The 25,841-nt window shown below is 72.3% G+C and carries 23 protein-coding genes and 1 pseudogene; 9 read left to right on the forward strand and 15 right to left on the reverse strand.

Annotation, left to right across the window (positions count from 1 at the left end; genetic code table 11):
* Positions 1-77: 77 nt before the first annotated feature.
* Positions 78-1,826 carry a carbohydrate binding domain-containing protein gene (locus ACFYM2_RS04755; RefSeq protein ID WP_388833345.1) on the forward strand — a complete coding sequence of 583 codons (1,749 nt, stop codon included), beginning with the start codon at positions 78-80 and terminating at the stop codon, positions 1,824-1,826.
* Between the two features lie 77 nt (positions 1,827-1,903).
* Here ACFYM2_RS04755 and ACFYM2_RS04760 read toward each other — a convergent pair whose 3' ends face one another.
* From ACFYM2_RS04760 to ACFYM2_RS04770, 3 genes are read right to left on the reverse strand one after another with little or no spacing between them, the layout of a single operon-like run.
* Positions 1,904-2,659 carry a succinate dehydrogenase/fumarate reductase iron-sulfur subunit gene (locus ACFYM2_RS04760; RefSeq protein WP_388833348.1) on the reverse strand — a complete coding sequence of 252 codons (756 nt, stop codon included), beginning with the start codon at positions 2,657-2,659 and terminating at the stop codon, positions 1,904-1,906.
* The gene (locus ACFYM2_RS04765; protein ID WP_388833351.1) at positions 2,656-4,605 is read right to left on the reverse strand and encodes a fumarate reductase/succinate dehydrogenase flavoprotein subunit; all 1,950 of its coding nucleotides are present in this window, start codon (positions 4,603-4,605) and stop codon (positions 2,656-2,658) included. Before ACFYM2_RS04765 ends, ACFYM2_RS04760 begins: the two co-directional genes overlap by 4 nt.
* A gap of 1 nt (position 4,606) precedes the next feature.
* Positions 4,607-5,311: a succinate dehydrogenase gene (locus tag ACFYM2_RS04770; RefSeq protein ID WP_358996336.1), complete on the reverse strand. Its 705-nt coding sequence runs from the start codon at positions 5,309-5,311 to the stop codon at positions 4,607-4,609.
* Between the two features lie 83 nt (positions 5,312-5,394).
* On the opposite strand from ACFYM2_RS04770, the gene ACFYM2_RS04775 reads away from it, so the two are divergent.
* A complete protein-coding gene (locus tag ACFYM2_RS04775) occupies positions 5,395-6,297 on the forward strand; it encodes a LysR substrate-binding domain-containing protein (protein ID WP_358996339.1) in 903 nt (300 codons plus the stop codon).
* A gap of 174 nt (positions 6,298-6,471) precedes the next feature.
* On the opposite strand, the gene ACFYM2_RS04780 is transcribed toward ACFYM2_RS04775, so the two are convergent.
* From ACFYM2_RS04780 to ACFYM2_RS04790, 3 genes are all read right to left on the reverse strand, one after another.
* Positions 6,472-8,613, reverse strand: a complete 2,142-nt coding sequence (locus ACFYM2_RS04780; protein ID WP_358996455.1) for an EAL domain-containing protein — start codon at positions 8,611-8,613, stop codon at positions 6,472-6,474.
* Between the two features lie 29 nt (positions 8,614-8,642).
* Complete coding sequence (locus ACFYM2_RS04785) at positions 8,643-9,455, reverse strand: SAM-dependent methyltransferase (RefSeq protein WP_358996342.1); 813 nt, start codon at positions 9,453-9,455, stop codon at positions 8,643-8,645.
* Positions 9,456-9,721: 266 nt separating this feature from the next.
* Positions 9,722-10,711 carry an SCO0930 family lipoprotein gene (locus ACFYM2_RS04790; protein WP_388833354.1) on the reverse strand — a complete coding sequence of 330 codons (990 nt, stop codon included), beginning with the start codon at positions 10,709-10,711 and terminating at the stop codon, positions 9,722-9,724.
* Positions 10,712-10,937: 226 nt separating this feature from the next.
* Between ACFYM2_RS04790 and ACFYM2_RS04795 the strand changes: the two genes are divergently transcribed.
* From ACFYM2_RS04795 to ACFYM2_RS04805, 3 genes are all read left to right on the forward strand, one after another.
* On the forward strand, positions 10,938-11,528 hold the full coding sequence (locus ACFYM2_RS04795; RefSeq protein WP_388833357.1) for a hypothetical protein: 591 nt from the start codon (positions 10,938-10,940) through the stop codon (positions 11,526-11,528).
* A 26-nt stretch (positions 11,529-11,554) separates the two neighbouring features.
* Positions 11,555-12,319 carry a hypothetical protein gene (locus ACFYM2_RS04800; RefSeq protein ID WP_358996351.1) on the forward strand — a complete coding sequence of 255 codons (765 nt, stop codon included), beginning with the start codon at positions 11,555-11,557 and terminating at the stop codon, positions 12,317-12,319.
* A gap of 168 nt (positions 12,320-12,487) precedes the next feature.
* The gene (locus tag ACFYM2_RS04805; protein ID WP_358996354.1) at positions 12,488-13,030 is read left to right on the forward strand and encodes a hypothetical protein; all 543 of its coding nucleotides are present in this window, start codon (positions 12,488-12,490) and stop codon (positions 13,028-13,030) included.
* Between the two features lie 115 nt (positions 13,031-13,145).
* On the opposite strand, the gene ACFYM2_RS04810 is transcribed toward ACFYM2_RS04805, so the two are convergent.
* Entirely contained in the window at positions 13,146-13,634 is a 489-nt protein-coding gene (locus ACFYM2_RS04810; protein ID WP_358996356.1) for a hypothetical protein, read from the reverse strand.
* 215 nt (positions 13,635-13,849) lie between these two features.
* Positions 13,850-13,975, reverse strand: a complete 126-nt coding sequence (locus ACFYM2_RS04815) for a hypothetical protein (protein ID WP_358996359.1) — start codon at positions 13,973-13,975, stop codon at positions 13,850-13,852.
* Here ACFYM2_RS04815 and ACFYM2_RS04820 point away from each other — a divergent pair.
* A complete protein-coding gene (locus tag ACFYM2_RS04820) occupies positions 13,967-14,629 on the forward strand; it encodes a class F sortase (protein WP_388833361.1) in 663 nt (220 codons plus the stop codon). The genes ACFYM2_RS04815 and ACFYM2_RS04820 overlap by 9 nt on opposite strands.
* Positions 14,630-14,686: 57 nt before the next feature.
* On the opposite strand, the gene ACFYM2_RS04825 is transcribed toward ACFYM2_RS04820, so the two are convergent.
* Together ACFYM2_RS04825 and lysX are read right to left on the reverse strand one after the other, a co-directional pair.
* Positions 14,687-15,535, reverse strand: a complete 849-nt coding sequence (locus ACFYM2_RS04825) for a polysaccharide deacetylase family protein (RefSeq protein ID WP_358996365.1) — start codon at positions 15,533-15,535, stop codon at positions 14,687-14,689.
* Positions 15,536-15,690: 155 nt separating this feature from the next.
* Positions 15,691-18,960, reverse strand: a complete 3,270-nt coding sequence (lysX, locus tag ACFYM2_RS04830) for a bifunctional lysylphosphatidylglycerol synthetase/lysine--tRNA ligase LysX (protein ID WP_388833364.1) — start codon at positions 18,958-18,960, stop codon at positions 15,691-15,693.
* Positions 18,961-19,031: 71 nt separating this feature from the next.
* Here lysX and ACFYM2_RS04835 point away from each other — a divergent pair, with 71 nt between their 5' ends.
* Positions 19,032-19,511, forward strand: a complete 480-nt coding sequence (locus ACFYM2_RS04835; RefSeq protein ID WP_358996371.1) for a universal stress protein — start codon at positions 19,032-19,034, stop codon at positions 19,509-19,511.
* Between the two features lie 27 nt (positions 19,512-19,538).
* Here ACFYM2_RS04835 and ACFYM2_RS04840 read toward each other — a convergent pair whose 3' ends face one another.
* Positions 19,539-20,729, reverse strand: coding sequence for a CapA family protein (locus ACFYM2_RS04840; RefSeq protein ID WP_388833367.1), 1,191 nt, complete (start codon positions 20,727-20,729; stop codon positions 19,539-19,541).
* A 334-nt stretch (positions 20,730-21,063) separates the two neighbouring features.
* Between ACFYM2_RS04840 and ACFYM2_RS04845 the strand changes: the two genes are divergently transcribed.
* Entirely contained in the window at positions 21,064-21,687 is a 624-nt protein-coding gene (locus ACFYM2_RS04845) for a sigma-70 family RNA polymerase sigma factor (RefSeq protein ID WP_358996375.1), read from the forward strand.
* On the opposite strand, the gene ACFYM2_RS04850 is transcribed toward ACFYM2_RS04845, so the two are convergent.
* Entirely contained in the window at positions 21,588-21,794 is a 207-nt protein-coding gene (locus ACFYM2_RS04850; RefSeq protein ID WP_358996378.1) for a zf-HC2 domain-containing protein, read from the reverse strand. The two genes, ACFYM2_RS04845 and ACFYM2_RS04850, sit on opposite strands and share 100 nt — an antisense overlap.
* A gap of 122 nt (positions 21,795-21,916) precedes the next feature.
* On the opposite strand from ACFYM2_RS04850, the gene ACFYM2_RS04855 reads away from it, so the two are divergent.
* Entirely contained in the window at positions 21,917-22,405 is a 489-nt protein-coding gene (locus tag ACFYM2_RS04855) for a hypothetical protein (protein WP_358996381.1), read from the forward strand.
* 58 nt (positions 22,406-22,463) lie between these two features.
* On the opposite strand, the gene ACFYM2_RS04860 is transcribed toward ACFYM2_RS04855, so the two are convergent.
* From ACFYM2_RS04860 to ACFYM2_RS04870, 3 genes and pseudogenes are all read right to left on the reverse strand, one after another.
* Entirely contained in the window at positions 22,464-23,690 is a 1,227-nt protein-coding gene (locus tag ACFYM2_RS04860) for a sensor histidine kinase (protein WP_388833370.1), read from the reverse strand.
* Positions 23,687-25,363, reverse strand: a complete 1,677-nt coding sequence (locus ACFYM2_RS04865; protein WP_388833373.1) for a cation acetate symporter — start codon at positions 25,361-25,363, stop codon at positions 23,687-23,689. Before ACFYM2_RS04865 ends, ACFYM2_RS04860 begins: the two co-directional genes overlap by 4 nt.
* Before the next feature lie 110 nt (positions 25,364-25,473).
* Positions 25,474-25,827: pseudogene (locus ACFYM2_RS04870) on the reverse strand (hypothetical protein); the annotation flags it as partial.
* Positions 25,828-25,841 lie beyond the last annotated feature (14 nt).

Genomic DNA, 25,841 nt, shown 5'->3' on the forward strand with positions numbered 1-25,841 from the left:
AGACCCTTGACCGGGTGCTGGTCCAGACCAATCATGGGGCGTCCGCACCCTTCTCTCACCCCCGTCGGAGAGCCCCGATGAGTCGTCCGAGATCCGTTCGCGCCCTGCTCGCCACGCTCAGTACCGTCGCCGCCTCCGCCGGCCTCGTTCTCGGGGCCGGGGGCGCGGCGCACGCCGCCACTCCGTTGCCCGCCCACATCTTCGCGCCCTACTTCGAGGCCTACTCCTCCGACAGCCCCGCCGACCTCGCGCAGAAGTCGGGCGCCACATACCTGACGATGGCGTTCGTGCAGACCGAGGCGAAAGGGTCGTGCACCCCGTACTGGAACGGCTCCACCAGTCAGCCGATCTCGTCGTCCGTGTTCGGCGCGGACATCACCACCATCCGCTCGCGCGGCGGCGACGTCATCCCGTCCTTCGGCGGGTACGCGGCCGACAACGGCGGCACCGAGATCGCCGACAGCTGCACCAGCGTGGACTCGATAGCCGCCGCGTACGAGAAGGTCATCACCACCTACGACCTGTCCCGACTGGACATGGACATCGAGGACAATTCGCTGACCAACAAGGCCGGCGTCGACCGCCGCAACCAGGCCATCAAGAAGGTGCAGGACTGGGCGGTGGCCAACGGGCGCTCCGTGCAGATCTCCTACACCCTGCCCACCACCACGAGCGGTCTCGCCGACAGCGGTCTCGCCGTGCTCAAGAGCGCGGTCAAGTACGGCGCCAAGGTCGATGTCGTGAACCTCATGACCTTCGACTACTACGACGGCGCCACGCACAACATGGCGAACGACACCCAGACCGCGGCCACCGGCCTCCACGACCAGCTGGCCTCGCTCTACCCGGGCACGTCGTCCGCCCAGCTGTGGGGGATGATCGGCGTCACCGAGATGCCCGGCATCGACGACTACGGCGCCGCCGAGACGTTCACCACGGCGGACGCCACCGCCGTCTACAACTGGGCCGTCTCCAAGGGCATCAACACGCTGTCCTTCTGGGCCCTCCAGCGGGACAACGGCGGCTGCCCCGGCACCGGTGGCTCGGACACCTGCTCCGGCATCGCCCAGGACACCTGGTACTTCAGCCACACCTTCGAGCCCTTCACCGGGGGCGGCGGGCCCGTCCAGGACGACTTCTCGGTGGGTGTCACCCCCGGTTCGGCCTCGGTCGCACCCGGCGGCTCCACCACCGCGACGGTGAGCACCGCCGTCACCTCGGGCAACGCCAAGTCCCTCACCCTGACCGCGACCGGCGCGCCCGCGGGCGTCACGGCGACGCTCAGCCCGGGTTCGGTCACCGCGGGCAACTCGGCCCAGCTCACCCTCGCCGCGTCGGCCTCGGCGGCGCCCGGAACGTACCCGATCACCCTCACCGGCACGGCGGGCACCCTGACCCACTCGGCCACCTTCACGCTCACCGTCTCGGGCCCCGGCGGCAACACCGGCGCGCTCGTCAACGGCGGCTTCGAGAGCGGGTCCCTCACGCCGTGGACCTGTGACAGCGGCGCCGCCGTGGTCTCCAGCCCGGTGCACGGCGGCTCGTACGCCCTGAAGACCGCACCCACCTCCGCGCAGACCGGCGAGTGCGCGCAGACGCTCACCCTGTCCCCCAACACCCAGTACACGCTGAGCGGTTGGGTGCAGGGCAGCTACGCCTACCTCGGGGTGCGCGGCGGCGCCACCGGCAGCACCTGGACCAGCTCCAGCGGCTGGACCAAGCTGTCCGTGCCCTTCACCACCGGCGCCTCGGGCACCGTCACCGTCTATCTGCACGGTTGGTACGGGCAGGGCGCGGTGTACGGGGATGATCTCTCCGTCGCCTAGGCCAACTGGCCTGCTCCGTACGTGAGTTGAGTGCGCGGACGCGCCTTCGGGTAACACCCGGGGCGCGTCCGTGCGTGTCAGCGGCCCGCCTTGCGCGCCTTCCTCGTCGCGCGCAGCCACTCCTTGTTCATGGCGGCGATCGACGGGAGCGGGATGCCCTTGGGGCACGCCGTCGCGCACTCACCGGTCAGGGTGCAGCCACCGAAGCCCTCGGCGTCCATCTGCTCCACCATGTCCAGGACCCGCGTCTCGCGCTCGGGCGCACCCTGCGGCAGCACGTTCAGGTGGTTGACCTTCGCCGAGGTGAACAGCATCGCCGAGCTGTTGGGGCAGGCCGCCACGCACGCGCCGCAGCCGATGCACTCGGCGTGCTCGAAGGCGAAGTCGGCGTCCGATTTGGGCACGGGGGTGGCGTGCGCCTCGGGGGCCGCGCCGGTCGGGACGCTGACGTAGCCGCCGGCCTGAATGATCCGGTCGAACGCCGAGCGGTCCACCACCAAGTCCTTGACCACCGGGAACGCCGAGGCGCGCCACGGCTCGACGTCGATGGTGTCGCCGTCGCGGAACGAGCGCATGTGGAGCTGGCAGGCGGTGGTCCGCTCGGGGCCGTGGGCTTCGCCGTTGATGACGAGTGAGCAGGCGCCGCAGATGCCTTCGCGGCAGTCGTGGTCGAAGGCGACCGGCTCCTCGCCCTTGAGGGTGAGTTCTTCGTTGAGCGTGTCGAGCATTTCGAGGAAGGACATGTCCGCCGAGATGTCCTCGACGTCGTAAGTCGCCATGGTGCCGGTCGAGTTGGCGTTCTGCTGGCGCCAGACGCGCAGGGTGAGCCTCATGCGTAGCTCCGCTGGGTGGGGTGGACGTACTCGAAGACGAGGTCTTCCTTGTGCAGGACCGGGGCCTCGCCGGTGCCGGTGAACTCCCAGGCGGCCGCGTAGGAGAACTCCTCGTCGCGGCGCTGTGCCTCGCCGTCGGGGGTCTGGGACTCCTCGCGGAAGTGGCCGCCGCAGGATTCGGCGCGGTGCAGGGCGTCGAGGCACATGAGTTCGGCGAGCTCCAGGTAGTCGACGATCCGGTTGGCCCGCTCCAGGGACTGGTTGAACTCCTCGCCGCTGCCCGGCACTTTGATCCGGCGCCAGAACTCCTCGCGGATGGCCGGGATCCGGTCGAGCGCCTTGCGCAGGCCCTGCTCGGTGCGGGCCATTCCGCAGTACTCCCACATGAGTTCGCCGATCTCGCGGTGGAAGGAGTCCGGTGTGCGGTCGCCGTCGATCGCGAGGAGCAGGTTGAGGCGGTCCTCTGTCTCGGCGACCGCTTCGGCGACCGCCGGGTGCGCGTCGGTGACGGGCTCCTGGTGCGGGTTGCGGGCGAGATAGTCGTTGATGGTGGCGGGCAGGACGAAGTAGCCGTCGGCCAGGCCCTGCATGAGGGCGGAGGCGCCGAGCCGGTTGGCCCCGTGGTCGGAGAAGTTGGCCTCGCCGATCGCGAAGAGGCCCGGGATCGTGGTCTGGAGGTCGTAGTCGACCCAGAGCCCGCCCATCGTGTAGTGCACGGCGGGGTAGATCCGCATGGGGGTCTGGTACGGGTCCTCGGCGGTGATCCGCGCGTACATGTCGAAGAGGTTGCCGTACTTCGCCTCGACGGCGGGCCGGCCCATGCGGGCGATGGCGTCGGCGAAGTCGAGGTAGACGCCCTGCCCGCCGGGGCCGACGCCGCGCCCTTCGTCGCAGACGTTCTTGGCGGCGCGCGAGGCGATGTCGCGCGGGACGAGGTTGCCGAAGGCGGGGTAGATCCGCTCCAGGTAGTAGTCGCGCTCGTCCTCGGGGATCTGGGCCGCCGGGCGCGTGTCGCCCTTGGCCTTGGGCACCCAGATGCGGCCGTCGTTGCGCAGCGACTCGCTCATCAAAGTGAGCTTGGACTGGTGCTCGCCGGAGCGCGGGATACAGGTGGGGTGGATCTGCGTGAAGCAGGGGTTGGCGAAGTAGGCACCGCGCCGGTGGGCCCGCCAGATCGCGGTGGCGTTGGAGTTCATGGCGTTGGTGGAGAGGTGGAAGACGTTGCCGTAGCCGCCGCTGGCGAGGACCACCGCGTCCGCGACGTACGTGTCGATCTTCCCGGTGACGAGGTCGCGGGCCACGATGCCGCGCGCTGTGCCGTCCACCACGATCAGGTCGAGCATTTCGGTGCGGGCGTGCAACTCCACGTTGCCGGCCGCGATTTGGCGCGAGAGCGCCTGGTAGGCGCCGAGCAGGAGCTGCTGGCCCGTCTGGCCGCGGGCGTAGAAGGTGCGCGAGACCTGTACGCCGCCGAAGGAGCGCGTGTCGAGGAGGCCACCGTACTCGCGGGCGAACGGTACGCCCTGGGCCACGCACTGATCGATGATCTCGACGGAGATCTGCGCGAGGCGGTGGACGTTGGACTCGCGGGCCCGGAAGTCGCCGCCCTTGACGGTGTCGTAGAAGAGCCGGTGGACGGAGTCGCCGTCGTTGCGGTAGTTCTTCGCGGCGTTGATGCCGCCCTGCGCGGCGATGGAGTGGGCGCGGCGCGGGGAGTCCTGGAAGCAGAACTGGACGACGCGGTAACCCTGTTCGGCGAGCGTGGCTCCGGCCGAGCCGCCCGCGAGGCCGGTGCCGACCACGATGACGGTGCGTCCCCGGCGGTTGGCCGGGTTGACCAGTTTGGCCTCGAAGCGGCGGGTGTCCCAGCGCTCGGCGATCGGGCCGCCGGGCGCCCGGCCGTCGATGACCGGGCCGCCCGGTGTGTAGTGGGTGTAGGAGGTCATGTCAGCTCACCACTTCGGTCATGACGGCGACGGGTACGGAGACGAATCCGGCGAACAGCAGCACGGCGAAGAGGTTGGCCAGGGCTTTCAGGGCGCGGTCGCGGCGCGCGTTGCCCGCCCCGAGCGTCTGGGCCGCGCTCCACAGGCCGTGCTGGACGTGGAGCGCGAGCGCGCCCACGGCCACGATGTAGATCGCGTTCCCGTACCAGGTGGAGAAGGTGTCCACGACGTTCTGGTAGGGGTGGCCCGGCCGGAATCCCGGGTGCACGGTACCCGTCGTCAGGTCCAGGATGTGCCAGACGACGAACAGGGCGAGGATGACGCCGCCCCAGCGCATCGTGCGGGTGGCGTAGCCGGCGCGGGCCCGCTTGTGGACGTATCCCTGGGGCCGCGCCCTCAGGTCGCGCCGGCTGAGCTGGTAGGCGCAGACCGCGTGGCCCACGACGGCGGCCACCAGGACCACCCGGATGAGCCACAGCGCCCACTCGTAGTGCAGGAAGGGCTCACCGATCGTGCGCAGCCAGTGGGCGTAGGCGTTGAACTGGCCCGCCCCGAAGAAGATCTTCAAGTTGCCCATCATGTGGGCGACCAGGTAGGACAGCATGATCAGACCACTCACGGCCATGACCGTCTTCTTGCCGACGGTCGAGTCCCAGAGGGTGCGCGTCATGGACGGCCGTTTGTCCGTCCGCGTTGCCAGAGCCATGTTCATGACGCTAGAGGCGCGGGACCCAAGAGGTCCAAGACATGGTTCGGCTCATCTCCATAGATATGGCCTATCGTAGGGGCATGCAGTTCCAGCAGCTCCTCTACTTCGTGGCGGTCGCCGAGACCCGCCACTTCACGCGCGCCGCCGAACGCGTGCACGTCTCGCAGCCCTCGCTCTCCCAGCAGATCAAGGCGCTGGAGAACGAGCTGGGCGCCGAGCTGTTCAGCCGCGCGCGCGGCAACATCGCGCTCACCGACGCGGGCGAGGCCCTGCTTCCGCTGGCCCGGCGCATCCTGGCGGACGCGGACACCGCCCGCATCGAGGTCCAGGAACTGGCCCAGCTCAGGCGCGGGCGGGTACGGCTCGGGGCGACGCCGAGCCTGTGCACGGGTCTGCTGCCCGATGTGCTGCGCGCCTTCCACGACAGCCATCCCGGCATCCAGTTGCTCATCGAGGAGGGCGGCTCGCACGATCTCGTACGTGAACTGGCGCGCGGCGCACTGGACTTGGCACTGATCGTGCTGCCGCTGCCGGCGGGGTCACCCGCGCTCACCACGATCGAGCTGCTGCGGGAGGATCTGGTGGTCGTCTCGTCGGCGGACGAGGAGCCGCCCGGCTCCGGGTCCCGTGTGCGGATCGCGGAGCTGCGCGACGCGCCGCTCGTGATGTTCCGGCACGGCTACGACCTGCGGGAGCTGACGGTGGCGGCCTGCCGCGCCGAGGGCTTCGAGCCGTCCTTCACGGTGGAGGGCGGCGAGATGGACGCGGTGCTCGGCTTCGTCCGGGCCGGGCTGGGGCTCGCCGTGGTGCCGAGCATGGTGGCCGCGCGCTCGCGGGACCTGCGGGTGACTCCGCTGGCCCGCCCGGGGCTGCGCCGTACGATCGCGCTCGCCCATCGCAGCGACGTCGACCCGCCGCGCGCGGCGCGGGAGTTGCAGCGGGTCCTGCTCGGCATCGGGGGCGGGGCGCGCGAGGAGGGCTGACGTCTCTTACGCGGGCCGCCCGGGAGCGGGCGCGGCCGGGCGGCGGCGCGGCCGGGCGGCGGCGCGGCCGGGCGGCGGCGCGGCCGGGCGGCGGCGCGGCCGGGCGGCGGCGCGGCCGGGCGGCGTGTTCCGCGAGCGGGGCGGGCGGGGTGCTGCCCCGGCCGCCCCGTCAGGTCACACCGCGTCCACGAGCGCCAGGGAGTGGATGCGGTCCGGCGCTCCGGGCCGGGCGTAGTACCAGCCCTGCGCCGTGTCGCAGCCCAGCTCCTTCAGCTGCTCGGCCTGGGCGCCCGTCTCCACGCCCTCCACCGTCACCGCGAGTGACAGGCTGTGGGCCAGCGACACGATCCCCTCGACGATCTTGATGTCGACGGGGTCGGCGGGCAGCTGCTGCATGGACTGGGTGAAGGACCGGTCCAGCTTGAGCACGCTCACCGGCAGACGGCGCAGATTGGCGAGGTTGGAGTAGCCCGTGCCGAAGTCGTCCAGGGCTATGTCGACTCCCATGTCGGCGAGTTGCCGCAGCGGCTTGAGGAGGTCGTCGTCGGCGCCGATGAGCGCGGACTCGGTGACTTCGAGGCAGAGCGCGCCAGGGGCGAGCCCGGTGCGCTCCAGCATCTCGACGGTGTCGGCGACCAGACCGGGGTGGTAGAGCTGGGTCGGCGAGAGGTTGACGTTGATGCGCAGCGGCCCGCCGTCGGTGGCGCCGGGGTGGGCCTCCTGCCAGGCCCGGGCCTGGCGGACCGACTCCTGCATCACCCAGCGGCCGAGCGGCACGATGAGCCCGGTGTGTTCGGCGAGCGGGATGAACCGGTCGGGTCCGAGCACACCGTGCTGCGGATGCGACCAGCGCACCAGCGCCTCCGCGCCGTGCACGCTGCCGTCGCCCAGGTGCACGAGCGGCTGGTACTCGATGAAGAACTCGCCGCGCTCGAGCGCCGCGGGCAGCGCGTTGGTGAGGCCGTGCCGGGTGATCGCGCGGGCGTCGGCCTCGGCGTCGGCCCACTCGAAGCGGTTGCCGCCGGCGGACTTGGCCCGGTACATCGTGATGTCCGCGCTGCGCAGCACCTCGGCCGCGCTGCGCTCGCCGGCGGGGCCCTCGACCACGCCGATCGAGCCGCGCACGGTCAGCTCGCGGCCCTCGATGCGGATCGGGGTGGCGAGCGTGCTCAGGATGCGGCAGGCCAGCTCGTCCGCCTCGAACTCGGTGTCGGGGCCCGTGGTGAGCGCCACGAATTCATCGCCGCCGAGCCGGGCCACCATCTCGCCGGGCCCGGTGGCGCAGCTCTGCAACCGGTCGGCGACCTCCACCAGGAGCCGGTCGCCCGCCGAGTGGCCCAGGCTGTCGTTGACCGCCTTGAACCCGTCGAGGTCCAGGTAGCACAGGCCGAAGCGCTTGCCGTCGCCCGGGGCGAGCGCCTTCTCCAGGCGCTCGAAGAACAGGGTGCGGTTGGGCAGTCCGGTGAGCGCGTCGTGGGTGGCCTCGTAGCGCAGCCGCAGATTGAGCAGCCGGCGCTCGGTGGTGTCCTCCATGAGGGCCAGCTGGTACTTCGGGCGGCCCTCGGCGTCGCGCAGCAGCGAGACGGTGAGGTTGGTCCACAGCACGGTTCCGTCGCCCCGGTAGTAGGGCTTCTCGACCCGGTAGTGGTCGCGCTCGCCCCGCACGAGCTCGTCGTACAGGCGCCAGACCTGCGGGGCGTCCTCGGGGTGCACCCACTCGCTGACGTTGCGGCTGCGGATCTGGCCCTCTATGCCGCCGAACATCCGGGTGAGGGTTTCGTTGACCTCCAGGACGCGGCCTTCGAGGTCCGCGATGCCGATGCCGATCGCGGCGCCCTCGAAAACGGCGCGAAAACGTGTCTCGGTGGCGTGCAGGGCCTCAAGGGCGGCGCTGCGCGCGGACATCGCGGAGCGGGCGATGGCCTCCTGCTCGGACCGGGTGCGCTCGCGCAGGGCGGCGGCGAAACCGGCGGCGAGCGCGTGCTGGAGCCGGGCGCAGCGGGCCCGCGCCTCTTCCAGGGTGAGCTCGGATCCGGTCCCGCAGTACAGGACGAGGTAGGACTCGACCACGCCGAGGCTGCGGCTGAGGGCGTCCGGGTCGGTGCAGTGCGCGTCGACCAGGGCGGCGCCCGCCTCCTGGGCGGGCGCGGGGTCGAAGTGCCGGCCATGCAGGGCCTTGATGAGGCGGCGGGCCAGCGGCACGAGGTGCTGCTCGAACTCCGGCCGGGTCAGCGAGGTCGCCGTCACCGGGAAGATCGCCCGGCTCCAGATCGTCGCGAACCGTCTGAGCCGGTCCTCGGGGCTGTCCGGCGTCATGTCCGGAGCGGGCGCGTGGGGCGGGGTGCTCACGCTTTGCGCCCCACGCCGGCATAGCCGGAGAAGGCGTACGGATCTTCCTGGTCCATCTCGTTCTCCGGGCGCCACAGCGGCATCGAGACGAGCCCGGGTTCCACCACGTCGAACCCGTCGAAGAATGTCGCGATCTCTTCACGCGAGCGCATGACCAGCGGGCTCTTGATGTCGCGGTACACGCCCACCGTGCCGCCGGCCTCCTCCTCGCTGAGCGGGATGCCCTCGTAGGAGGCGTGGGTGAGAACGAGGAGGCTGCCGGGGGCCAGCGCGTCGCGCAGCGCTGCGACCGCGGCGCGCGGGTCGTCCTGGTCCTCGACGAAGTGCAGGACCGCGACCAGGAGCACCGCCACCGGCCGTGACAGGTCGATGAGTTGGCCCAGTTCGGGGGCGCCCAGGATGTCGTGCGGCTTGCGCAGGTCGGCGGCGACTATCCCGGCGAGGTCGTTGCCCTCCAGGACGGCGCGGCTGTGGGCGACGGCGACCGAGTCGTGGTCGACGTAGAGGACGCGGGCCTCGGGGCTGGCGGCCTGGGCGACTTCGTGCACGTTCCCGAAGGTCGGGATGCCGGATCCGATGTCGAGGAATTGCGTGATTCCCTCAGCTACGGCGAAGCGTACGGCGCGGCGCATGAAAGCGCGGTTGGCCTGCATGACCTTGGGGAGCCCCGGCATGAACCGCATGGCCTCGCGCGCGGCTTCCCGGTCCACCTCGAAATTGTGCGAACCGCCCAGGTAGTAGTCGTATATGCGGGACACGCTCGGCACCGAGATGTCGATGCCCTGGGGGGCCCAGGCGGGACGCTCCATCAATGTCTCCAACAAGTCGCCGCAGGAGGCCATGACCATGACCATTGTTTGCGCCTGAGGCTACTGATCGTCCGCCGGGAGAGCGAGTAAAAACGGAAAATGCTCGTCCGTTCTTGGTCACAGGCCCAGGGCATGTGCGCCACATCGTACGGGCAGCCCTGGCGACCGGCGCAAGCGTACCGGTGGGTGGACACACGCGGAGGCCCGGCACCGCGCGGGGGGTCGCGGTGCCGGGCGGACGAGCGCCGACGCGGGGGAGCCCAGGGCTACTTGGGCGCTGCGACGAGCTTGCCTTCGGGCGACACGGCGTACCAGGTGCCGCCCATGCCCTGGCCGTTGGTGTCGCCGGGCTTGGTGTCGCCGGAGAAGGTGTAGACGGGCCAGCAGGTGATGGACTGCTGCTTGACGCCGTCGGGCCGGTCGAAGGTCACGAAGCCTTTGAGGGCGATGCCCTTGGTGTTCTTCTTCTCCACCGGCGCCACCGCCGGCCACTTCCGCAGACAGGCGTCGACGCAGGCCGACTTCATGGGCCAGGCGGAGTCCTTCTTGAACCGGTAGACCGTCATGCCCTTGGCGTCCACGATGACGTCGCCGAGCGTGGGGTCCTTGCGGACCGAGAGACCGGGCAGGTCCTGGGACGCGGCCGGTGACGCTGGGGGCGCCGCGGCCGACGCGGCAGGCGCCGCGGCCGACGCCTTCTTGCCGTCGGGCGCCGCCGCGTGCCAAGTGCCGCCCACGTTCTGCCCGTTGGTGTCGCCCGGGTTGGTGTCCTTGGCGTAGCGGTACATAGGCCAGCCCCCGATGGTGAGCTGTTTGGTCCCGTCGGCGCGGGTGAGCGAGCCGAGTTCGGACTGGCCGGTGCCGGGCGCGGCGGTGACGCCGTCGGCGGGCACCGCCGGCCAGGTCTTGGCGCAGTCGCCGTCGCACCGGGAGGCGGGGGGACTCGCGGTGTCCTTGTCGAAGCGGTAGAGGGTGAACCCGGCGTTGTCGGTGACGACCTTGCCGAGGTCCTTGGTGTCGGTGACGGTCAGCTGCCCGGCCTGCTTGGCGGCGGACACCGCGCCGCCCGCCTGCCCGTAGGCGCCGGCCGATCCGTAGCCGTCGCCCGCGGAGGCCGTGGCGCTGCCCGCGTTGGCGACCGGCTGTCCGCCGCCGCTGCCGTAGGCGCTGCCCTTGTCCTGGCCGCAGGCCGTCGCGGTCAGTGCCAGTACTGCTGCCGCCGCTGCCGCGAGCGCCGCGCTGCGCCAGGTGGTCATGTCAACTCCTGTTGTTCGTAAGGCTGTTGGGGCGCCGGTGGCACCGGTTGATGGCCTTGAGTACGGGCGGCGGGCGGTGGTGTGCTCAACGCGGGGCCGGAAATTTTCGCGACGAACCCGAACAGCCGGTCAACGTGGCGACCGGGGAGAGCCGGTAACTCCTTCCATCAGGCGAATCGGTCCGCCACCCCCACGGAGCGGGCCCCGATGGCCCGATGATCACCGAGTGCAAGGACGACACCCAGCCGGGCGGCTGTTCGCCGCCATGGCCTTCACCGTGCTCCTGGCCGCACCGGCACCGGCCGCGCGGGCCGACGCCTGTGCGTACGCCTCCGTCTCGCAGGGCAGTGCGGGCGGCTCGCCCTGGGCGGTCGCGGGCTCGGGCCACGCCCACTGCCCCTTCCCGCCCTGGCCGCGCCACCCCAGGCCCTCGCCCACCCGGGTGCCCACGCCTCCGCCGCCCGTGACCCCGCCCCCGCCTCCGGCACCGCCCGCGCCCCGGCCCACGCCGCCGCGCCCCGCGCCGCCCGCCCCCGCCCCGCCCCCGGTGGTCCACCGGCCGGCCACGCCCGCACCTGCGGCTCCCCCCGCGCCACCATCGGCGCCGGCCGTGCCACCGGCTCCGCCCGCGCCCTCCGCGGTGCCGCGCCCGGGGCCGCCGGCCCCGCACCGGCTGACCCCGCGTGCCTACCGGATGCCGCCGCGCATGAAGGCCGCGCCCCAGCTCTCCCCCGTCACCCTGACGCTGCTCATCACCGCGCCCGCCGTGCTCGGCGCGGCCCTGCTGCGCACCCGCTCCGGCTCCCGCTCGCGCTGAGCCCCGCATTTTCTGAGAGGCCCCCCTTGTCCGACTGGCTCGTCCTGGCCATCGCGATGGCCGCCGCATGTGCGGTCGTGCTCACCATCACTCTGTTCAGCAACCGCCGGGTCGACCCGGACAACGACGACCGCTCCGACACCCCGGACGTCATCGAGTACATGACGATGATGATCGGCGTGGTGTACGCCATCGTCCTCGGCCTCGCCATCGCGGGCGTCTGGGAGGGGCGCGGGGCCGCGCAGTCCGATGTGCAGCAGGAGGCGCAGGCGCTGCACGAGATCAGCCAGCGCGTCCAGGTGTACCCCGCGCCGGTGCGCGACAAGACGCGGGCCGACGTCGAGGCGTACGCCTCCTATGTGGTGCACACCGAGTGGAACCACATGGCCAAGCACGGCGACCTCACCGACGAGAGCGCGCAGAAGCTGGAGACGATCCGCCGCGACGTGACGGACTATCACCCCGCGAACGACTACGAGAATCAGGCCTACCAGCCGCTGGTCGACCAGGTGGGCGCCGTGGACGCCGCCCGCACCGCCCGAGGCCAGGGGGCCGGGGCCACCATGCCCGGGGTCGTCTGGTTCGGCCTGATCATCGGGGCGCTCGTCACCGTCGGCCTGATCTTCACCCTGAAGATCAGGCGCAGCTGGCGGGAAATGCTCCTGGCCGGGCTCTTCAGTGCCCTGATCGCGTTCCTGCTCTTCTTGATCTGGGATTTCGACGCCCCCTTCGGACGGGGCATCTCGGCCACGGCGGGGCCCTTCCTCGATCTGTTCCCCGGCATCGGCTGACCCGTCGGTGACGGACCCGCTCGGCCGGGCGGGGGACCTCGATGCCCCATTCGCCGGACAGCGATCGCGACACACCGGGTCGCCTCCTAGCGTTTCGGGCATCGAGGTGCATCACCCCCCATGTGGAATCAGGTTCCGCAGTGCTCCTCGGGGACCGGAGGACCGACCATGGGCGCGATACGCATCGCATCCGCCGCACTCATCGGCGCCGGCGCGCTGGCGCTCGCTCCGTCCACCGCCGTCGCCGCCACCCCCGCGCCGCCCGCCTTCAGCGTGACCCCGTCGGTGATCGCGCCCGGCGGCCAGGTCACCCTCAACGCCATCGGCTGCTCGGGCGACGCCACCGCCTCCTCCGGTGTCTTCGACACCGTGATCATCCCCAAGGACAGTTCGAGGAACGCGACGGTCGACCCGGGCGCCAGACGGGGCGCCTCCTACACCGTGACGTTCTCCTGCGACAGCGTGCGCGCCACCACGCAGCTCACGATCGCAGGCGGCGCGCCGACCACCAGCTCCACCGTGCGACCGACCGTGCGTCCGACCGTCCGGCCCACCATCACCTCCCCGCTCGGCGTCAGAGGCGGGCTCGGCGGCAGCGCGGGCGGCGAGCTCGACACGGTCCAACTCACGGTCGGCGCCTGCCTGATCGCGCTGGCCGGCGGCGGCGCCTTCTACGTGCTGCGCCGGCGCTCCACCGGACGGCGGCACTGAGCGCCCGCGACGCTCAAGGCCCCGTGGGCGCGGCACCCAAAAACCCCTCGCCCCCGAGTCCTGGCCAGGACTCGGGGGCGAGGGGCCGCGGGATCCTTCCGGGAGGTTCGTCCGGTCAGACCCCTACGCCCATGCGCCGGCGGCGGGCGACGAACAGCGTGCCGCCGATCGCGGCCGTACCGGCGAGCGCGCCGCCGACCGCCATCTCGGTGTCGGTCGGGCCCGCGGCGCCGCCGAGTCCGCCGTCGGCGCCCCGGCCTTCGAGGACGCGGAAACTGCGCGTCGCCACGCGGTCGTTGTCGTTGCACTTGACCGCGAGGCTGTAGGTGCCGGGCGTCGTGTGGTCGTGGATCCGGGCGGTCGCGTAGTTGACGTCGCCCGACGACAGGTGGACCTCGTCGAAGGCGTTCGAGCTGACTCTGCCGCCGTTCTGGCAGCCCCTTGCGGTGATCCTGAGGGTGGCGCCCTGGTGGACCGCGGAGGGGTCGACTTCGACACTGGTCGGACCGCCGGACGACGGGCCCCCTGCGACGGCCACCGGGGCGGCGAAGGCGATCGCGGCCCCGGCCGCGAGCGCCACCGTGAGAGCGCGTGAAGCACGCATCGTTGAACCTCCATGGGAGGACGCCCCGGAGCCGTGCCCCGGGATGATCGACGAGTACGCCTCCCATGTCGAACCCTCGCCGCCGGTCATACAAGCCGCATTTCGGCGCTCATCCACCCTGGTGAACCGCGTGACCCCCGTTCGGCCCCGGGATCTGACGGACCCGCAGGTCACAGGGCGTCAGATCATTTTCGGCGCGGCGTTACCCGGATGGGTCAGGCCCGCTGGACGTGCACCCGTTCGCCGCCCTCCGATCGCCGGGCGGCCGGGGCGCCCTTACGGTGCTCGAAGGCGCGCTGAGGGTGGACGGCGAAGGAGTTGACGAAGAGACGATGGCGCATGAAGACAGCGGCATGGAGCGTCGCAGGCGTTCCCCGTGGGGGGCTCTGGCCCTGGTGATGCTGACCGGCATCGCGCTGATGAAGAACGGCGCGGATGTGACGATGGGCCCGCCGCAGCCGGCCGCGGCGGCGGCGCCGGCCAGCAGTTCCAGGAGCGGCGGCCCGGCGCCCGCGGCGGCGGACACGGTTGAACCGCTCCCCTTCGCCCCGGCCTCCCGGGTGCGGATCGAGGCGATCAACGTGGACGCGCCGCTGATGGACGTCGGCACCGACGCCCAGGGCTGGGTGCAGGCGCCCCCGCCGCAGGACCCGAACCTGGCCGGCTGGTACCAGAACGGCGTGGCCCCGGGCATGCGCGGCACATCGGTGATCGTCGGCCACGTCGACAACATGAAGGGCCCGGCCGTCTTCTACGGGCTCGGCTCGCTCCAGAAGGGCAACCACATCGACGTGACCCGCTTCGACGGCCGCACCGCGGTGTTCGAGGTGTACGGCGTCGAGGTCTTCTCCAAGGAGACCTTCCCGGGCGCCCGGGTGTACGGCGACACCGGGCACCCGGAGCTGCGGGTGATCACCTGCGGCGGGGGCTTCTCGCGGGCCCGGGGGTACGACGGGAACGTCGTGGCCTTCGCCCGCCTCGTGTCCGTCAAGTAGAGCCGGCACGTGGGCCCCGGCGGCCGGGCGGCGCCCTCGTGGCGGCCGCCCGGGCCTTCACCTGCGGCGCGGTGGAACCTTCAACGCATAACCCTGGGACAGGAGTTGGGGCAGATAGGTGCGCAGCGCCGCCACGCTCTGCGAGCGGTCGCCGCCCGCGTCGTGCGAAAGCACCACGACGCCGGGCGCCGCGCCGTCCAGGACCCGGCGGATGATGGCGGCGGTGCCGGGGGTGGTCCAGTCCAGGGTGTCGACGGTCCAGGCGAGCGGTTCCATGCCCATCTCGGCCTGGATCTCGAACACGTTGCGGTTCCACGCCCCGTACGGCGCGCGGAACCACTGCGGCGCCTCGCCGGTGGCCTGCTCGATGACCTCGCTGGTGCGGCCGATCTCGGAGCGGATCGCGGCGGGGGCCGTCAGGTTGAGCTGGGGGTGGGTCCAGGTGTGGTTGCCGATGACGTGCCCGTCGTCCCGCATCTCGCGCAGCAGGTCCCGGTTGTCGGTCGCCATCTCGCCGCACAGGAAGAACACCGCGCGCACGTCGTGCTCGCGCAGGGTCTTGAGGATGCCGGGGGTGTAGCGCGGGTCGGGCCCGTCGTCGAACGTGAGCACCATCGAGCGCTCCCCCAGCTGGGGCATGCTCAGAAACGGTCTGGTGCGCACCGGCGGCAGCGCGGTGTGGTAGCGCGGCGGCGTGTAGGCCGTCATGGGCTCCAGGCGGTACGCGCTGGCGCGTGGACGGGCCGCGGCGGCGGCCGGGGGGCCGCCTGCGGGGGCGGCCCGGGGCGCGGGGGCCGGGGCCGGTGCGTCCTCGGGCGTGAGCAGGCGTACCGCCGCGGCGGCGCCGAGACAGGCGGTGATGCGGAGCAGTGTCCGCCGACTGGGGACCATCTGATCCTTTTTCATGACATACGTCTTTTGTTCGTCATGGCGGCACATTAGGCCGCTCCGGCCGTGGCGGGGCCCGCGAAACGTCAGCACTCCCGCCACACCGGCACGAATGGAGTCATCCGGCGGTACTGCTCGTGCGGCCCCTCGTGTACGGCGCCGCCCGGGCACGCTCAGGTGCGGCGCACCAGCGGGAAGGGCAGGGTCTCGCGGATGGTGAGGCCGGTGAGGAACATGACGAGCCGGTCCACGCCGATGCCGAGGCCACCGGTGGGCGGCATCGCGTATTCGAGCGCGTCCAGGAAGTCCTCGTCGATCTCCATCGCCTCCGGGTCGCCGCCCGCCGCGAGCAGCGACTGCGCGGTCAGTCTGCGGCGCTGCTCGACCGGGTCGGTCAACTCCGAGTAGGCGGTGCCCAGTTCGGTGCCGAAGGCGACGAGGTCCCAGCGTTCGGCGAGCCTGGGGTCGGTGCGGTGCTGGCGGGTCAGCGGGGAGACCTCGGTGGGGAAGTCCTTGTAGAAGGTGGGCAGCTGGGTCCTCTCCTCGACCAGCCGCTCATACATTTCGAGGACGACGTCGCCGCGTGTGGCGTCCGGGGTGTGCGGCACTCCGGCCCGGTCGCAGAGCCGGCGCAGCTTCCCCTCACCGGTGTCGGCGTCGATCTCCTCGCCCAGGGCCTCCGACACGGCCCCGTACAGCGTCTTGACGGGCCAGGGCCCGGAGATGTCGTACTCGACGACCTTGCCGTCGGGGCCCTGCTTGCGGGCGATCGGGGAGCCGAAGGCGGCGGTGGCGGCGCCCTGGATCAGCTCGCGGGTGAGGTCGAGCATCACGTCGTAGTCGGCGTACGCCTGGTAGGCCTCCAGCATCGTGAACTCGGGGTTGTGCTTGTAGGAGACGCCTTCGTTGCGGAAGGTGCGGCCCATCTCGAAGACCTTCTCGACGCCGCCGACGCAGAGCCGTTTGAGGTACAGCTCGGGCGCGATGCGCAAGTACAGGTCGAGGTCGTAGGCGTTGATGTGGGTGGTGAAGGGGCGGGCGTTGGCGCCGCCGTGGATCTGCTGGAGCATCGGCGTCTCGACCTCCAGATAGCCGCGCTCCAGCAGGCCCTGGCGCAGGGCCTGGACGGCGGTGGAGCGGGCCCTGACGACCTCGCGGGCCTCGGGGGCGGTCACCAGGTCGAGGTAGCGCCGGCGCACCCGGGCCTCGGGGTCGGCAAGGCCGCGCCGCTTGTCGGGCAGGGGGCGCAGGCATTTGGCGGTCATCTGCCAGCCGGTGGCGAAGAGGGAGAACTCGCCCTTGTCCGTACGGGCGGTGGTGCCGCTCGCGCTGATGTGGTCGCCGAGGTCGACGTCGTGGGTGAACCGGTCCAGGACGGGTGCGCCGGCGCCTTCGCGGGTGAGGACCATTTGGAGGTCGCCGGACCAGTCGCGCAGGACGGCGAAGACGACGCCGCCGAAGTCGCGTACGGCCATGACGCGCCCGGCCACGGTGGCGGCCGCGCCCTCGCCCTCGGCCCTGAGGCCGGCCAGGGTGTGCGTGCGGGCCGTGATGACGACGGGGTAGGGGTCGCTCCCCTCCGACCGCAGCCGCTCCAGCTTGCGGTGGCGCACCCTTACCTGGTCGGGAAGTTGACGCTCCGTCACCTGTCGCGTGCCGGGTCCGGCCAGGCCGAGCGCTTCGATGGAGGGCAGGCCCGCCGTGGTGACCGGCGTGGTGACGCCCCGGTGGTGGCCCTTGCCCCAGAGCTTGCGCAGGCTCGGTACGGAGACGAAGCCCTCGGCGATGCCGGAGGCGAGGCCGACGCGGGCGAGCGAGCCCGCGTCGCCGTAGCACAAGAAGCGCGGGAACCACTGCGGGTGGTACTTCACATTGGAGCGGTAGAGGGCTTCGAGCTGCCACCATTTGGAGAAGAAGAGCAGCAGCCGGCGCCACAGCCGCAGTACGGGGCCCGCGCCGATGCGGGCGCCCTCCTCGAAGGCCGAGCGGAACACCGCGAAGTTGAGCGAGATCCGGCGCACGCCCAACTTGCCGACGGTGGCGCACAGTTCGGCCACCATGAACTCCATGACGCCGTTGGGCGCGCTGCGGTCGCGCCGCATCAGGTCGAGCGAGATGCCGTCGTTGCCCCAGGGCACGAAGGACAGCAGCGCGATCAGACGGCCGTCGGCGTCGAAGGCCTCGACGAGCAGGCAGTCGCCGTCGGCGGGATCGCCGAGCCGGTCCAGCGCCATGGAGAAGCCGCGCTCGGTCTCGGTGTCGCGCCAGGCGTCGGCGCGGTCGATGATCTGCTGCATCTCCTCGTCGGTGAGCGCCGAGTGGCGCCTCACGCGCGTGGTGGCGCCACTGCGCGCGACCCGGCGCACGGCCTGACGGGTGACGCGCATGTCGCGACCGTCGAGGTCGAACTTGGCGACGTTCAAGATCGCCTCGTCGCCGAGCTGGATGGCTCCGAGCCCGTGCCGGGCGTAGGCGGTCGCGCCGTCCACGGAGGCGCCCATCACGGCGGGCGCCCAGGCGTACTTGCGGGCGATGTCGAGCCAGGCGTCGATGGCCGGCCCCCAGGCGCCGGTGTCGCCGACGGGGTCGCCGCTGGCGAGGGCCACGCCCGCCTCGACCCGGTAGGTCACGGCGGCCTTGCCGTTGGGCGAGAAGACCACGGCCTTGTCGCGGCGGGTGGCGAAGTAGCCGAGCGAGTCCTGGCGGCCGTACGCGCCGAGCAGCGCCCGGATGCGGGGCTCCTCGTCGCCGTGGAGGGCGGCCTCCATCCGCTGGGACCTGAAGAGCGTGGAGGCGGCGGTGAGCAGGGCGATGGCGCCGAACAGGCCGAGGAGGAAGTACAGGGGCCGGGGCGGGCTCCCGTCGAACTGGCCGCTGGACGCGAGGCCGCCGAAGACGCGGTTGGTGGCCCACAGCAGCCGCTGGCCGCGCGGCAGGGTGTCGGGGAACAGCTCCACCAGGCCCCAGCCCACCAGGACGCCCACCGCGAGCCCGAGGCACAGCACCCCCACCGCCCGGCGGAAGGCGCCCTTGCGGGTCTGCGCGTAGAACTGCTTGCGGGCCAGGATCAGGACGGCGAGGACGAAGGCGCAGAAGACACCGTTGGGGATCCACGCCCATTCGGTGACGGAGATCAGGAGCACGTCGAGGAGGAACAGCAGCCCCAGATAGACGACGACCAGCCACCAGGCGACCTTCTTGCGGGCGCCGATCGCGGCGGCGAGCAGCAGCAGGAAGACGGCGTACGCGAGGTTGGCGCTGACCGGCACCGTGACCCGGTCCAGGAACCAGGAGACGGGGTGGAGCAGCCTGCGCAGCGCGGGGATCAGGGCGATGACGGCGCAGAACAGGCCGAGCGCCCCGAAGAACATCGCGAACGCTTCCGGTACGCGCCCCCGAAAGCCGGTCCGGGACGGCATCGGCGCCGTCTCGCTGACAGTCATGCTCAGCACTCTAGGGAGGCCGGGGCCGGGCCGCCTGTCGGAAGCGCCGCCCGGCCCGTTAGCCTCGGGGCGTGACAGAGCAGCGGCCCCAGCCCCACCCCGAGTCCCAGCGCTTCGAACGCGGCACCGACGGTCCCAAGGTGATCGTCGCAGGCGTCGACGGCTCGGACTCCTCCCTCAGAGCCGCGGCGTACGCCAGTGGTCTGGCCCGGCGCCAGAACGCCCTGCTCGCCCTCGTCTACGTCCAGCCCGTGCTGCCGGCGGGCGCGGCGCTCGGCGCGCCGGTCGCCGACACGACCGGCGAGATCGCCGAGGGCCTGGCCGCCGAGATCAGGCAGACGGCGGAGCGGGTGCGGGGCATCTGGGACGTGCGCTGGGAGTTCCACACCTTCCGCGGCGATCCCTACTCCGGCCTGGTGACCGCGGCCGACGAGCTCACGGCGGACGCGGTGGTGGTCGGCGCGTCGGAGTCGGCGGGGCACCGCATCATCGGGTCGGTGGCGGTGCGCCTGGTGAAGGCGGGCCGCTGGCCGGTCACCGTGGTGCCGTAGCCGCGGTGCCGGTCCGGCCGGGCCCGGTCAGTGGGACATCGTCAGGCCGTCCTTCGCCGCGCCCCGGCTCAGGACCGCGGTGCGGATCTCGTCCTCGGTCTCGGCGTAGTCCTCACGACCGGGTGACGCGGCCAGCGCCTCGGGCAGGTTCAGGACGCGGCCCCGGTCGACGTCGATCCACTGGGGGATGAACTCGGCTTTGCTGACCTCCCAGCGCGCCCCGGGCTTGCGCGGCGGGGCGAAGGTGAAGCGGGCGATCGAGCTCATGTTGCCCCGCTCGTCGCGCTCCCCGGTCTCGTTGAACATCTCCCCCGCGATCTGGTCGCCCTCCCCGTACACGATCCAGACCCCGTTGACCTTCTCGTACGCCTGCGGGATGTGCGCGTGGGTGCCGAGGATCAGGTCGATGTCGGGGCGGCCGCCGGACCTCGACGCGGTGAGCGCCCTGCCGAGGGTGAGCTGTCGCTCGTCCGGTTCGGTCTGCCATTCGGTGCCCCAGTGGATGCTGACCACCACGACGTCGGCGCCCGCCGCGCGGGCCGCCCGGGCGTCCGCGATGATCTTCTTCTGGTCGATGAGGTGGACCGCCCACGGCTGGCCGGGGGGCATGGGGTAGCCGTTGGTGTCGTAGGTGTAGGCGAGCTGGGCGATCCGTGCGCCGCCCGCCCGCAGCAGCGCGGGCCGCGCCGACTCCCGCGCGGTGCGGCCGGAGCCCGTGTGCGAGAGGCCCGCCTTGTCGAACGCCTTCAGCGTGCGGGCCACACCGGCGGCGCCGTCGTCCAGGCTGTGGTTGGAGGCCGTCGAGCAGGAGTCGTACCCGGTGTCCTTGAGCGCTGCGGCCACCTGCGGCGGCGAGGTGAAGGCGGGGTAGCCAGTGAAGGGGCCCTCGTCCGGGCCGTACACCGTCTCCATGTGGCAGATCGCCAGGTCCGCGCGGGAGATGACCGGCTTGACCCCGGCGAGCATCGGTCGGAAGTCGTAACTCCCGTTCGCCGCGTCGGACTTGGCCCGCTCGATGGTCGAGTCGTGGGGCAGTACGTCGCCGGTGGCGACCAGGGTGAAGGGGCGTAGGGCGCTCGCGGCGCCCGAGGCCGGGGAGCGCCGGGCGTCCTGGCGGGGCGGGGCCTTCGGTCCGCCGCCGCACCCTGTCGTAACCGCGAGCAGGAGGACCGCGACGGCCGCCGCGCTTCGTCGGGTGCGCCGGGTCGGCTGGTGCATCGGCGGGGCTCCATCGGGCGAGGGGCGGGCACGAGCGGGGCGGAGCGCGGTCGGGGCCGGTCGTGGGCGCGGCCGACGGACGCGTGGGGACATGTGTCCGAAATTCACCCCCGCGAGAACCGGCCGGTCAAGCCGAAAAGCCGGTGATACGACTGAAGATCGCTGGAACGGACGCACGAGTGTGTCGCCCGTCCGTGTGCCGTGCGCCGTTCGGCGCACCACTCGCCGCTCGGTTCGACCGCTCGTCGCAGCGTGCGGCGGCGCCCTTGTCCCGCTTCGTCCGGACGCGCTCGGATACGGAGCGGTCCACGGATTCGGGGAAAGGGCGTGCGCGGTGGCGACGGTGGTCACGGAGATACGGCGCCACACCCGCGAGCGGGATCTGGCCGAACTCCAGCGCGCACACGGTCCCGCGCTGCTGCGGTTCCTGCTGGGGCTCACCTACGGGGACCGCCAGCGGGCCGAGGACCTGGTCCAGGAGACCCTGCTGCGGGCCTGGCAGCACCCGGAGGCGTTCGACGCGCCGTACGGCTCGATGCGGCCCTGGCTGTTCACGGTGGCGCGGCGCCTGGCCATCGACGCCCGGCGCAGCCGCCTCGCGCGGCCCGCCGAGGTCGGCGACGAGGTGCTGCTGTCGCGGCCCGCCCCGGGCGACGATCCCGCCGAGCGGTGCGCGGCGGTCCTCGACGTCCGGATGGCCGTGAGGTCGCTCACACCTCAACACCGGGCGGTCCTGGTGCAGTTGTATTTCCGCGGCCTGAGTGTGAACGAGGCGGCCGACGTGCTCGGTGTGGCGCCCGGGACCGTCAAGTCCCGTTCGTACTACGCCCTGCGCGCGCTGGCCCGGATGCTGCCCGGCTATTGTGCGTCGGGCCCCGAAGGGCTCTCCCCGTCGCATTCCAGGTCCGCCTCGGTGAGCAGGGCGAGCAGCGAGGACGCCTCGGCGACCTCCGCGTAGGCGCCCCGGCACGGCGCGCAGCGGCGCAGATGCGCGGCGACGGCGCGGTCGTCGCCGGGCGCGAGCGCGCCGAGGACATAGGCGCCGAGCAGCTGCCGCACATGCATGAGCACCTCGGGTCGTGTGACGGATCCTGCCCTTCTGGCCACGGCGGGCACGCGCCCCCGGTTCAATGCTCCCTGGAGCTCCCCGGGAGCGCCGGGACGGTCGATGAAAGAGGCGAGACAGGATGCGTCCGGAGGGAAGTAGCGGGACCAGTGGTGACGAACTGGTGGTGCCGATGGCGTGGATGTACGCGGAGTACATCGCCGATGAATTGCTGCGTACCGGCGACTTGATGCCGCCGACGACACTGGAGTTCCGGGCCGGGCGCCATGCGCTCGCCCTGACGATCTTCCTGTCCGACGGGGCGGTCGGCGGGGCGCGGGTGGTGGCCCGTCTGGAGGAGTGGAGCTCACTCACCGCGGCCGGGGGCCCGTGGCGGCGCTGGGTGCGCGGGCGGCTGCGCGCCCGGGATCAGGAGACGGGGCCCGATCTGGCGCTGGCGCGGGCCGCCTGGCGCTGGCTGGAGGAGACCGAACTCCTCGCGACGGACCTGGACGCGGTGGTGCCCGGCGGCGTCGACCCCCGCGAGCGCGAGGAGGACGAGCCCCGGGTGTGGACGCCCGCCTGGGAACTTGGCCTGCCGCTCGGGCACTTGGCCATCCATCTGTTCTGACGGTACGTCAGCTATACGCGTACGTCAGCTGAGCACTGGCGTCAACTGGGCACTGGCGTCAGCTGTGCACTCCGGCGCGGTATTTGGGGAGGCGGGCGGTGACCTTCATGCCCGCGCCGACGCCGGTCTCGATGACGAGACCGTAGGTGTCCCCGTACACCTGGCGCAGGCGTTCGTCGACGTTGAGCAGGCCGATGCCGCCCGAGGGCCCGCCATCGCCGCGCAGGACGCGGCGCAGGTGCTCGGGGTCCATGCCGGCGCCGTCGTCCTCGATGACGACCTCGGCCTCGTTGCCCGCGTCCAGGGCGCTGATGGTGATGTGCAGAGGCGCCTCCCGCTCCCGCGCGGGCCGGGGGCCCCGGGGGTCCGCGGACGCGCCCTCGACGCCGTGCTTGACGGCGTTCTCCACCAGGGGTTGCAGACACAGGAAGGGCAGGGCGACCGGCAGGACCTCGGGCGCCACCTGGAGGGTGACCGAAAGGCGGTCGCCGAAGCGGGCCCTGACCAGCGCGAGGTACTGGTCGACGCAGTGCAGCTCTTCGGCGAGCGTGGTGAAGTCGCCGTGCCTGCGAAAGGAGTAGCGGGTGAAGTCGGCGAATTCCAGGAGGAGTTCGCGGGCCCGTTCGGGGTCGGTGCGTACGAACGAGGCGATCGCGGCGAGGGAGTTGAAGATGAAGTGCGGGGAGATCTGGGCCCGCAGCGCCTTGATCTCGGCCTCGATCAGACGGGTACGGGAACGGTCGAGTTCGGCCAGTTCCAGCTGGACCGAGACCCAGCGGCCGACCTCGCCCGCCGCCCGCGCCAGGACCGCCGACTCGCGGGGCGCGTAGGCGACGAGCGCGCCGAGCACCCGGTCGTCCACCCTCAGCGGGACGGCCACGGCCCAGCGCAGCGGGCAGTCGGGCCCGGCGTCCGCGCAGGACAGCGCGAACGCCTTGTCGCGTCCGGTGTCGAGCAACGCCCGTACCTGGTCCATCACTTGGGCGCTGTGGTGCTGCTCCCCCGCGCCGTCCCAGGTGAGGATGGTGTCGCGGTCGGTGAGACAGAGCGCGTCGGTGCCGAGCAGCGAGCGCAGGCCCCGGGCCGACTTGCGGGCGGCCTCCGCGCTCAGCCCGGCACGCAGCGGTGGCGCGGCGAGCGAGGCGGTGTGCAGCGTTTCGAAGGTGGCGTGCTCGACGGGGGTGCCGACGTCGCTGGTGCGGGCGCGGCGCGCGCTGCGGCGGCCGAGCAGGAATCCGGCGGCGGCCAGGAGGGGGCCGAGGAAGAGCAGGGCGGCCAGGGTCACCGGCTCACCCCCCGGCGGACCAGCGCCTCGGGCAGGTGGAGGCGGGCCATGGCGGCGTTGGTGCCCGCCGGGATCCGGCCCGGCGTCGCGAGCGACACCCCGGCCATGGTGAGGAAGCCGACCGGCACCGACCACACCGCGGGCCAGGCGAGCAGGGTGCGCGCGGGTCCTGGCGGTACCGCTCCTAGAACGGTGGCGGCCACGGCCAGCAGCGCGGAGCCGCCGCCCAGGAGCAGCCCGGCGGCCGCGCCCGGCGGGGTCAGCCCCCGCCACCAGATGCCGAGCACGAGCAGGGGGCAGAAGGAGGAGGCCGACACCGCGAACGCCATGCCGACGGCGTCGGCGACCGGCAGCCCGCTCACCAGGAGCGCCCCGAGCAGCGGCACCAGGATGGCGAGCGGGGTCGCGAGGCGGAAGTGGCGCACGCCCCGGGCGGGCAGCACGTCCTGGGTCAGGACGCCGGCGACCGCCATGGTCAGGCCGGAAGCGGTGGACAGGAACGCGGCGAAGGCGCCGCCCGCGACCAGGGCGCCCAGCAGATCGCCGCCCGGGCCCCCGACAAGACGCCCCGGCAGCAGGAGCACCGCCGCGTCGGCGTCACCGGTGAGCGCGAGTTCGGGGGTGTAGAGCCGGCCGAGCGCGCCGTAGACGGGGGGCAGCAGATAGAACGCGCCGATCAGGGCGAGCACCACGACGGTGGCCCGCCGGGCCTCGCGGCCCTGGGGGCTGGTGTAGAAGCGGACGACGACATGGGGCAGGCCCATGGTGCCGAGGAACGTCGCCACGATGAGCCCGTACGTCGCGTACAGCGGGTGGCCGGCGCGGGCGGCGCTGCCGGGGACGCGCGCCTTGGCGTCGAGGCCGAGCCGGGTGCCGGCCTCCACACGGTGCTCGCCCGCGCCGAGCGTGAGCGGATCGCCGTCGTGACGGCGGCCGTCCACCACGCCGTTGACGTGGACGCGCAGCGGTTCGGTCAGGCGCAGTGCGAGCGGATCGCCGACGCGCACGGTCTGCTGCTGGCGCAGCGCGGCCGGTTCGCCGTAGACGGGGCGCGGCGCGCCGTCGCCACGCCAGGCGATGACCAGGAAGAACACCGGGACGAGCAGCGCGGTCAGCTTGAGCCAGTACTGGAAGGCCTGGACGAAGGTGATGGAACGCATGCCTCCGGCGGCGACCGCCAGGACCACGACAGCGGCGACGAGCACCGGCCCGAGCCAGCTGGGCGCGCCGGTCAGGATCTTCAACGTCAGCCCGGCTCCCTGGAGTTGGGGTACGAGATACAGCCATCCCGCGCCCACCACGAACACGCTCACCAGGCGGCGCACGGCCTGCGATTCGAGCCGCCCCTCGGCGAAGTCGGGCAGGGTGTAAGCGCCCGAGCGGCGCAGGGGGGCCGCGACGAAGAGGAGCAGCACCAGATAGCCGGCGGTGTAGCCGACCGGGTACCAGAGCATGTCGGGGCCCTGGACGAGGACGAGTCCCGCGATGCCGAGGAAGGAGGCGGCGGAGAGGTATTCGCCGCTGATGGCGGCCGCGTTGAGGCCGGGGCCCACCGTGCGCGAGGCGACGTAGAAGTCGGATGTGGTGCGCGACAGGCGCAGCCCGAACCCGCCGACGAGGACGGTGGCGAGCACGACGGTGGCCACGGCCACCACGGCGTACGTCTGGCTCACGGAGTGACGCGGCCTTCCGTCGGGCGGCCCTGGGGCGGGTGGTTCGGCGTCGGGTGGTTCGGCGTCGGGTGCTCCCGCGTCGGGTGGCTCTCCGACGCACGGCCCTCGACCGGGCGGTCGGCGACCAGGCGGGCGAAGTCGCGTTCGTTGCGCTCGGCGGTCCGCACGTACCACCAGGCGATGAGGCCGAGCGGCGGATACAGGGCGAAGCCGAGCACGTACCAGGTGACCGTGGGGTCGTCCAGGGCGCGCAGGGCCAGCGGCAGCGTGGCGACCGTGAGCGCGAGAACGGCGAACCCGGTGAGTGCGGCGCGCAGTTGACTGCGCATCAGGGATCGCACATAGGCGCCGCCGAGCGCGGTCTGCTCGTCTATCTCGGACTGGGCGCGGTGGCGCGGCAGCGGGCGGACCCCTCTCGGCTCCCCCGTGACCCTCTCGCGGCGCGCCGCCTGCTCTGCCGCCATGGCGCGGAGTGTAC

This window comes from Streptomyces sp. NPDC006711 (assembly GCF_042869775.1).
In the GTDB taxonomy this organism is placed as follows: domain Bacteria; phylum Actinomycetota; class Actinomycetes; order Streptomycetales; family Streptomycetaceae; genus Streptomyces.

Coding starts and splice junctions, on each gene's coding strand:
- ACFYM2_RS04755 (WP_388833345.1), top strand. CDS start 78: ATGAGTCGTCCGAGATCCGTTCGCGCCCTGCTCGCCACGCTCAGTACC.
- ACFYM2_RS04760 (WP_388833348.1), bottom strand. CDS start 2,659: ATGAGGCTCACCCTGCGCGTCTGGCGCCAGCAGAACGCCAACTCGACC.
- ACFYM2_RS04765 (WP_388833351.1), bottom strand. CDS start 4,605: ATGACCTCCTACACCCACTACACACCGGGCGGCCCGGTCATCGACGGC.
- ACFYM2_RS04770 (WP_358996336.1), bottom strand. CDS start 5,311: ATGGCTCTGGCAACGCGGACGGACAAACGGCCGTCCATGACGCGCACC.
- ACFYM2_RS04775 (WP_358996339.1), top strand. CDS start 5,395: ATGCAGTTCCAGCAGCTCCTCTACTTCGTGGCGGTCGCCGAGACCCGC.
- ACFYM2_RS04780 (WP_358996455.1), bottom strand. CDS start 8,613: ATGACGCCGGACAGCCCCGAGGACCGGCTCAGACGGTTCGCGACGATC.
- ACFYM2_RS04785 (WP_358996342.1), bottom strand. CDS start 9,455: ATGGAGCGTCCCGCCTGGGCCCCCCAGGGCATCGACATCTCGGTGCCG.
- ACFYM2_RS04790 (WP_388833354.1), bottom strand. CDS start 10,711: ATGACCACCTGGCGCAGCGCGGCGCTCGCGGCAGCGGCGGCAGCAGTA.
- ACFYM2_RS04805 (WP_358996354.1), top strand. CDS start 12,488: ATGGGCGCGATACGCATCGCATCCGCCGCACTCATCGGCGCCGGCGCG.
- ACFYM2_RS04810 (WP_358996356.1), bottom strand. CDS start 13,634: ATGCGTGCTTCACGCGCTCTCACGGTGGCGCTCGCGGCCGGGGCCGCG.
- ACFYM2_RS04820 (WP_388833361.1), top strand. CDS start 13,967: ATGGCGCATGAAGACAGCGGCATGGAGCGTCGCAGGCGTTCCCCGTGG.
- ACFYM2_RS04815 (WP_358996359.1), bottom strand. CDS start 13,975: ATGCGCCATCGTCTCTTCGTCAACTCCTTCGCCGTCCACCCTCAGCGC.
- ACFYM2_RS04825 (WP_358996365.1), bottom strand. CDS start 15,535: ATGAAAAAGGATCAGATGGTCCCCAGTCGGCGGACACTGCTCCGCATC.
- lysX (WP_388833364.1), bottom strand. CDS start 18,960: ATGACTGTCAGCGAGACGGCGCCGATGCCGTCCCGGACCGGCTTTCGG.
- ACFYM2_RS04840 (WP_388833367.1), bottom strand. CDS start 20,729: ATGCACCAGCCGACCCGGCGCACCCGACGAAGCGCGGCGGCCGTCGCG.
- ACFYM2_RS04850 (WP_358996378.1), bottom strand. CDS start 21,794: ATGCATGTGCGGCAGCTGCTCGGCGCCTATGTCCTCGGCGCGCTCGCG.
- ACFYM2_RS04855 (WP_358996381.1), top strand. CDS start 21,917: ATGCGTCCGGAGGGAAGTAGCGGGACCAGTGGTGACGAACTGGTGGTG.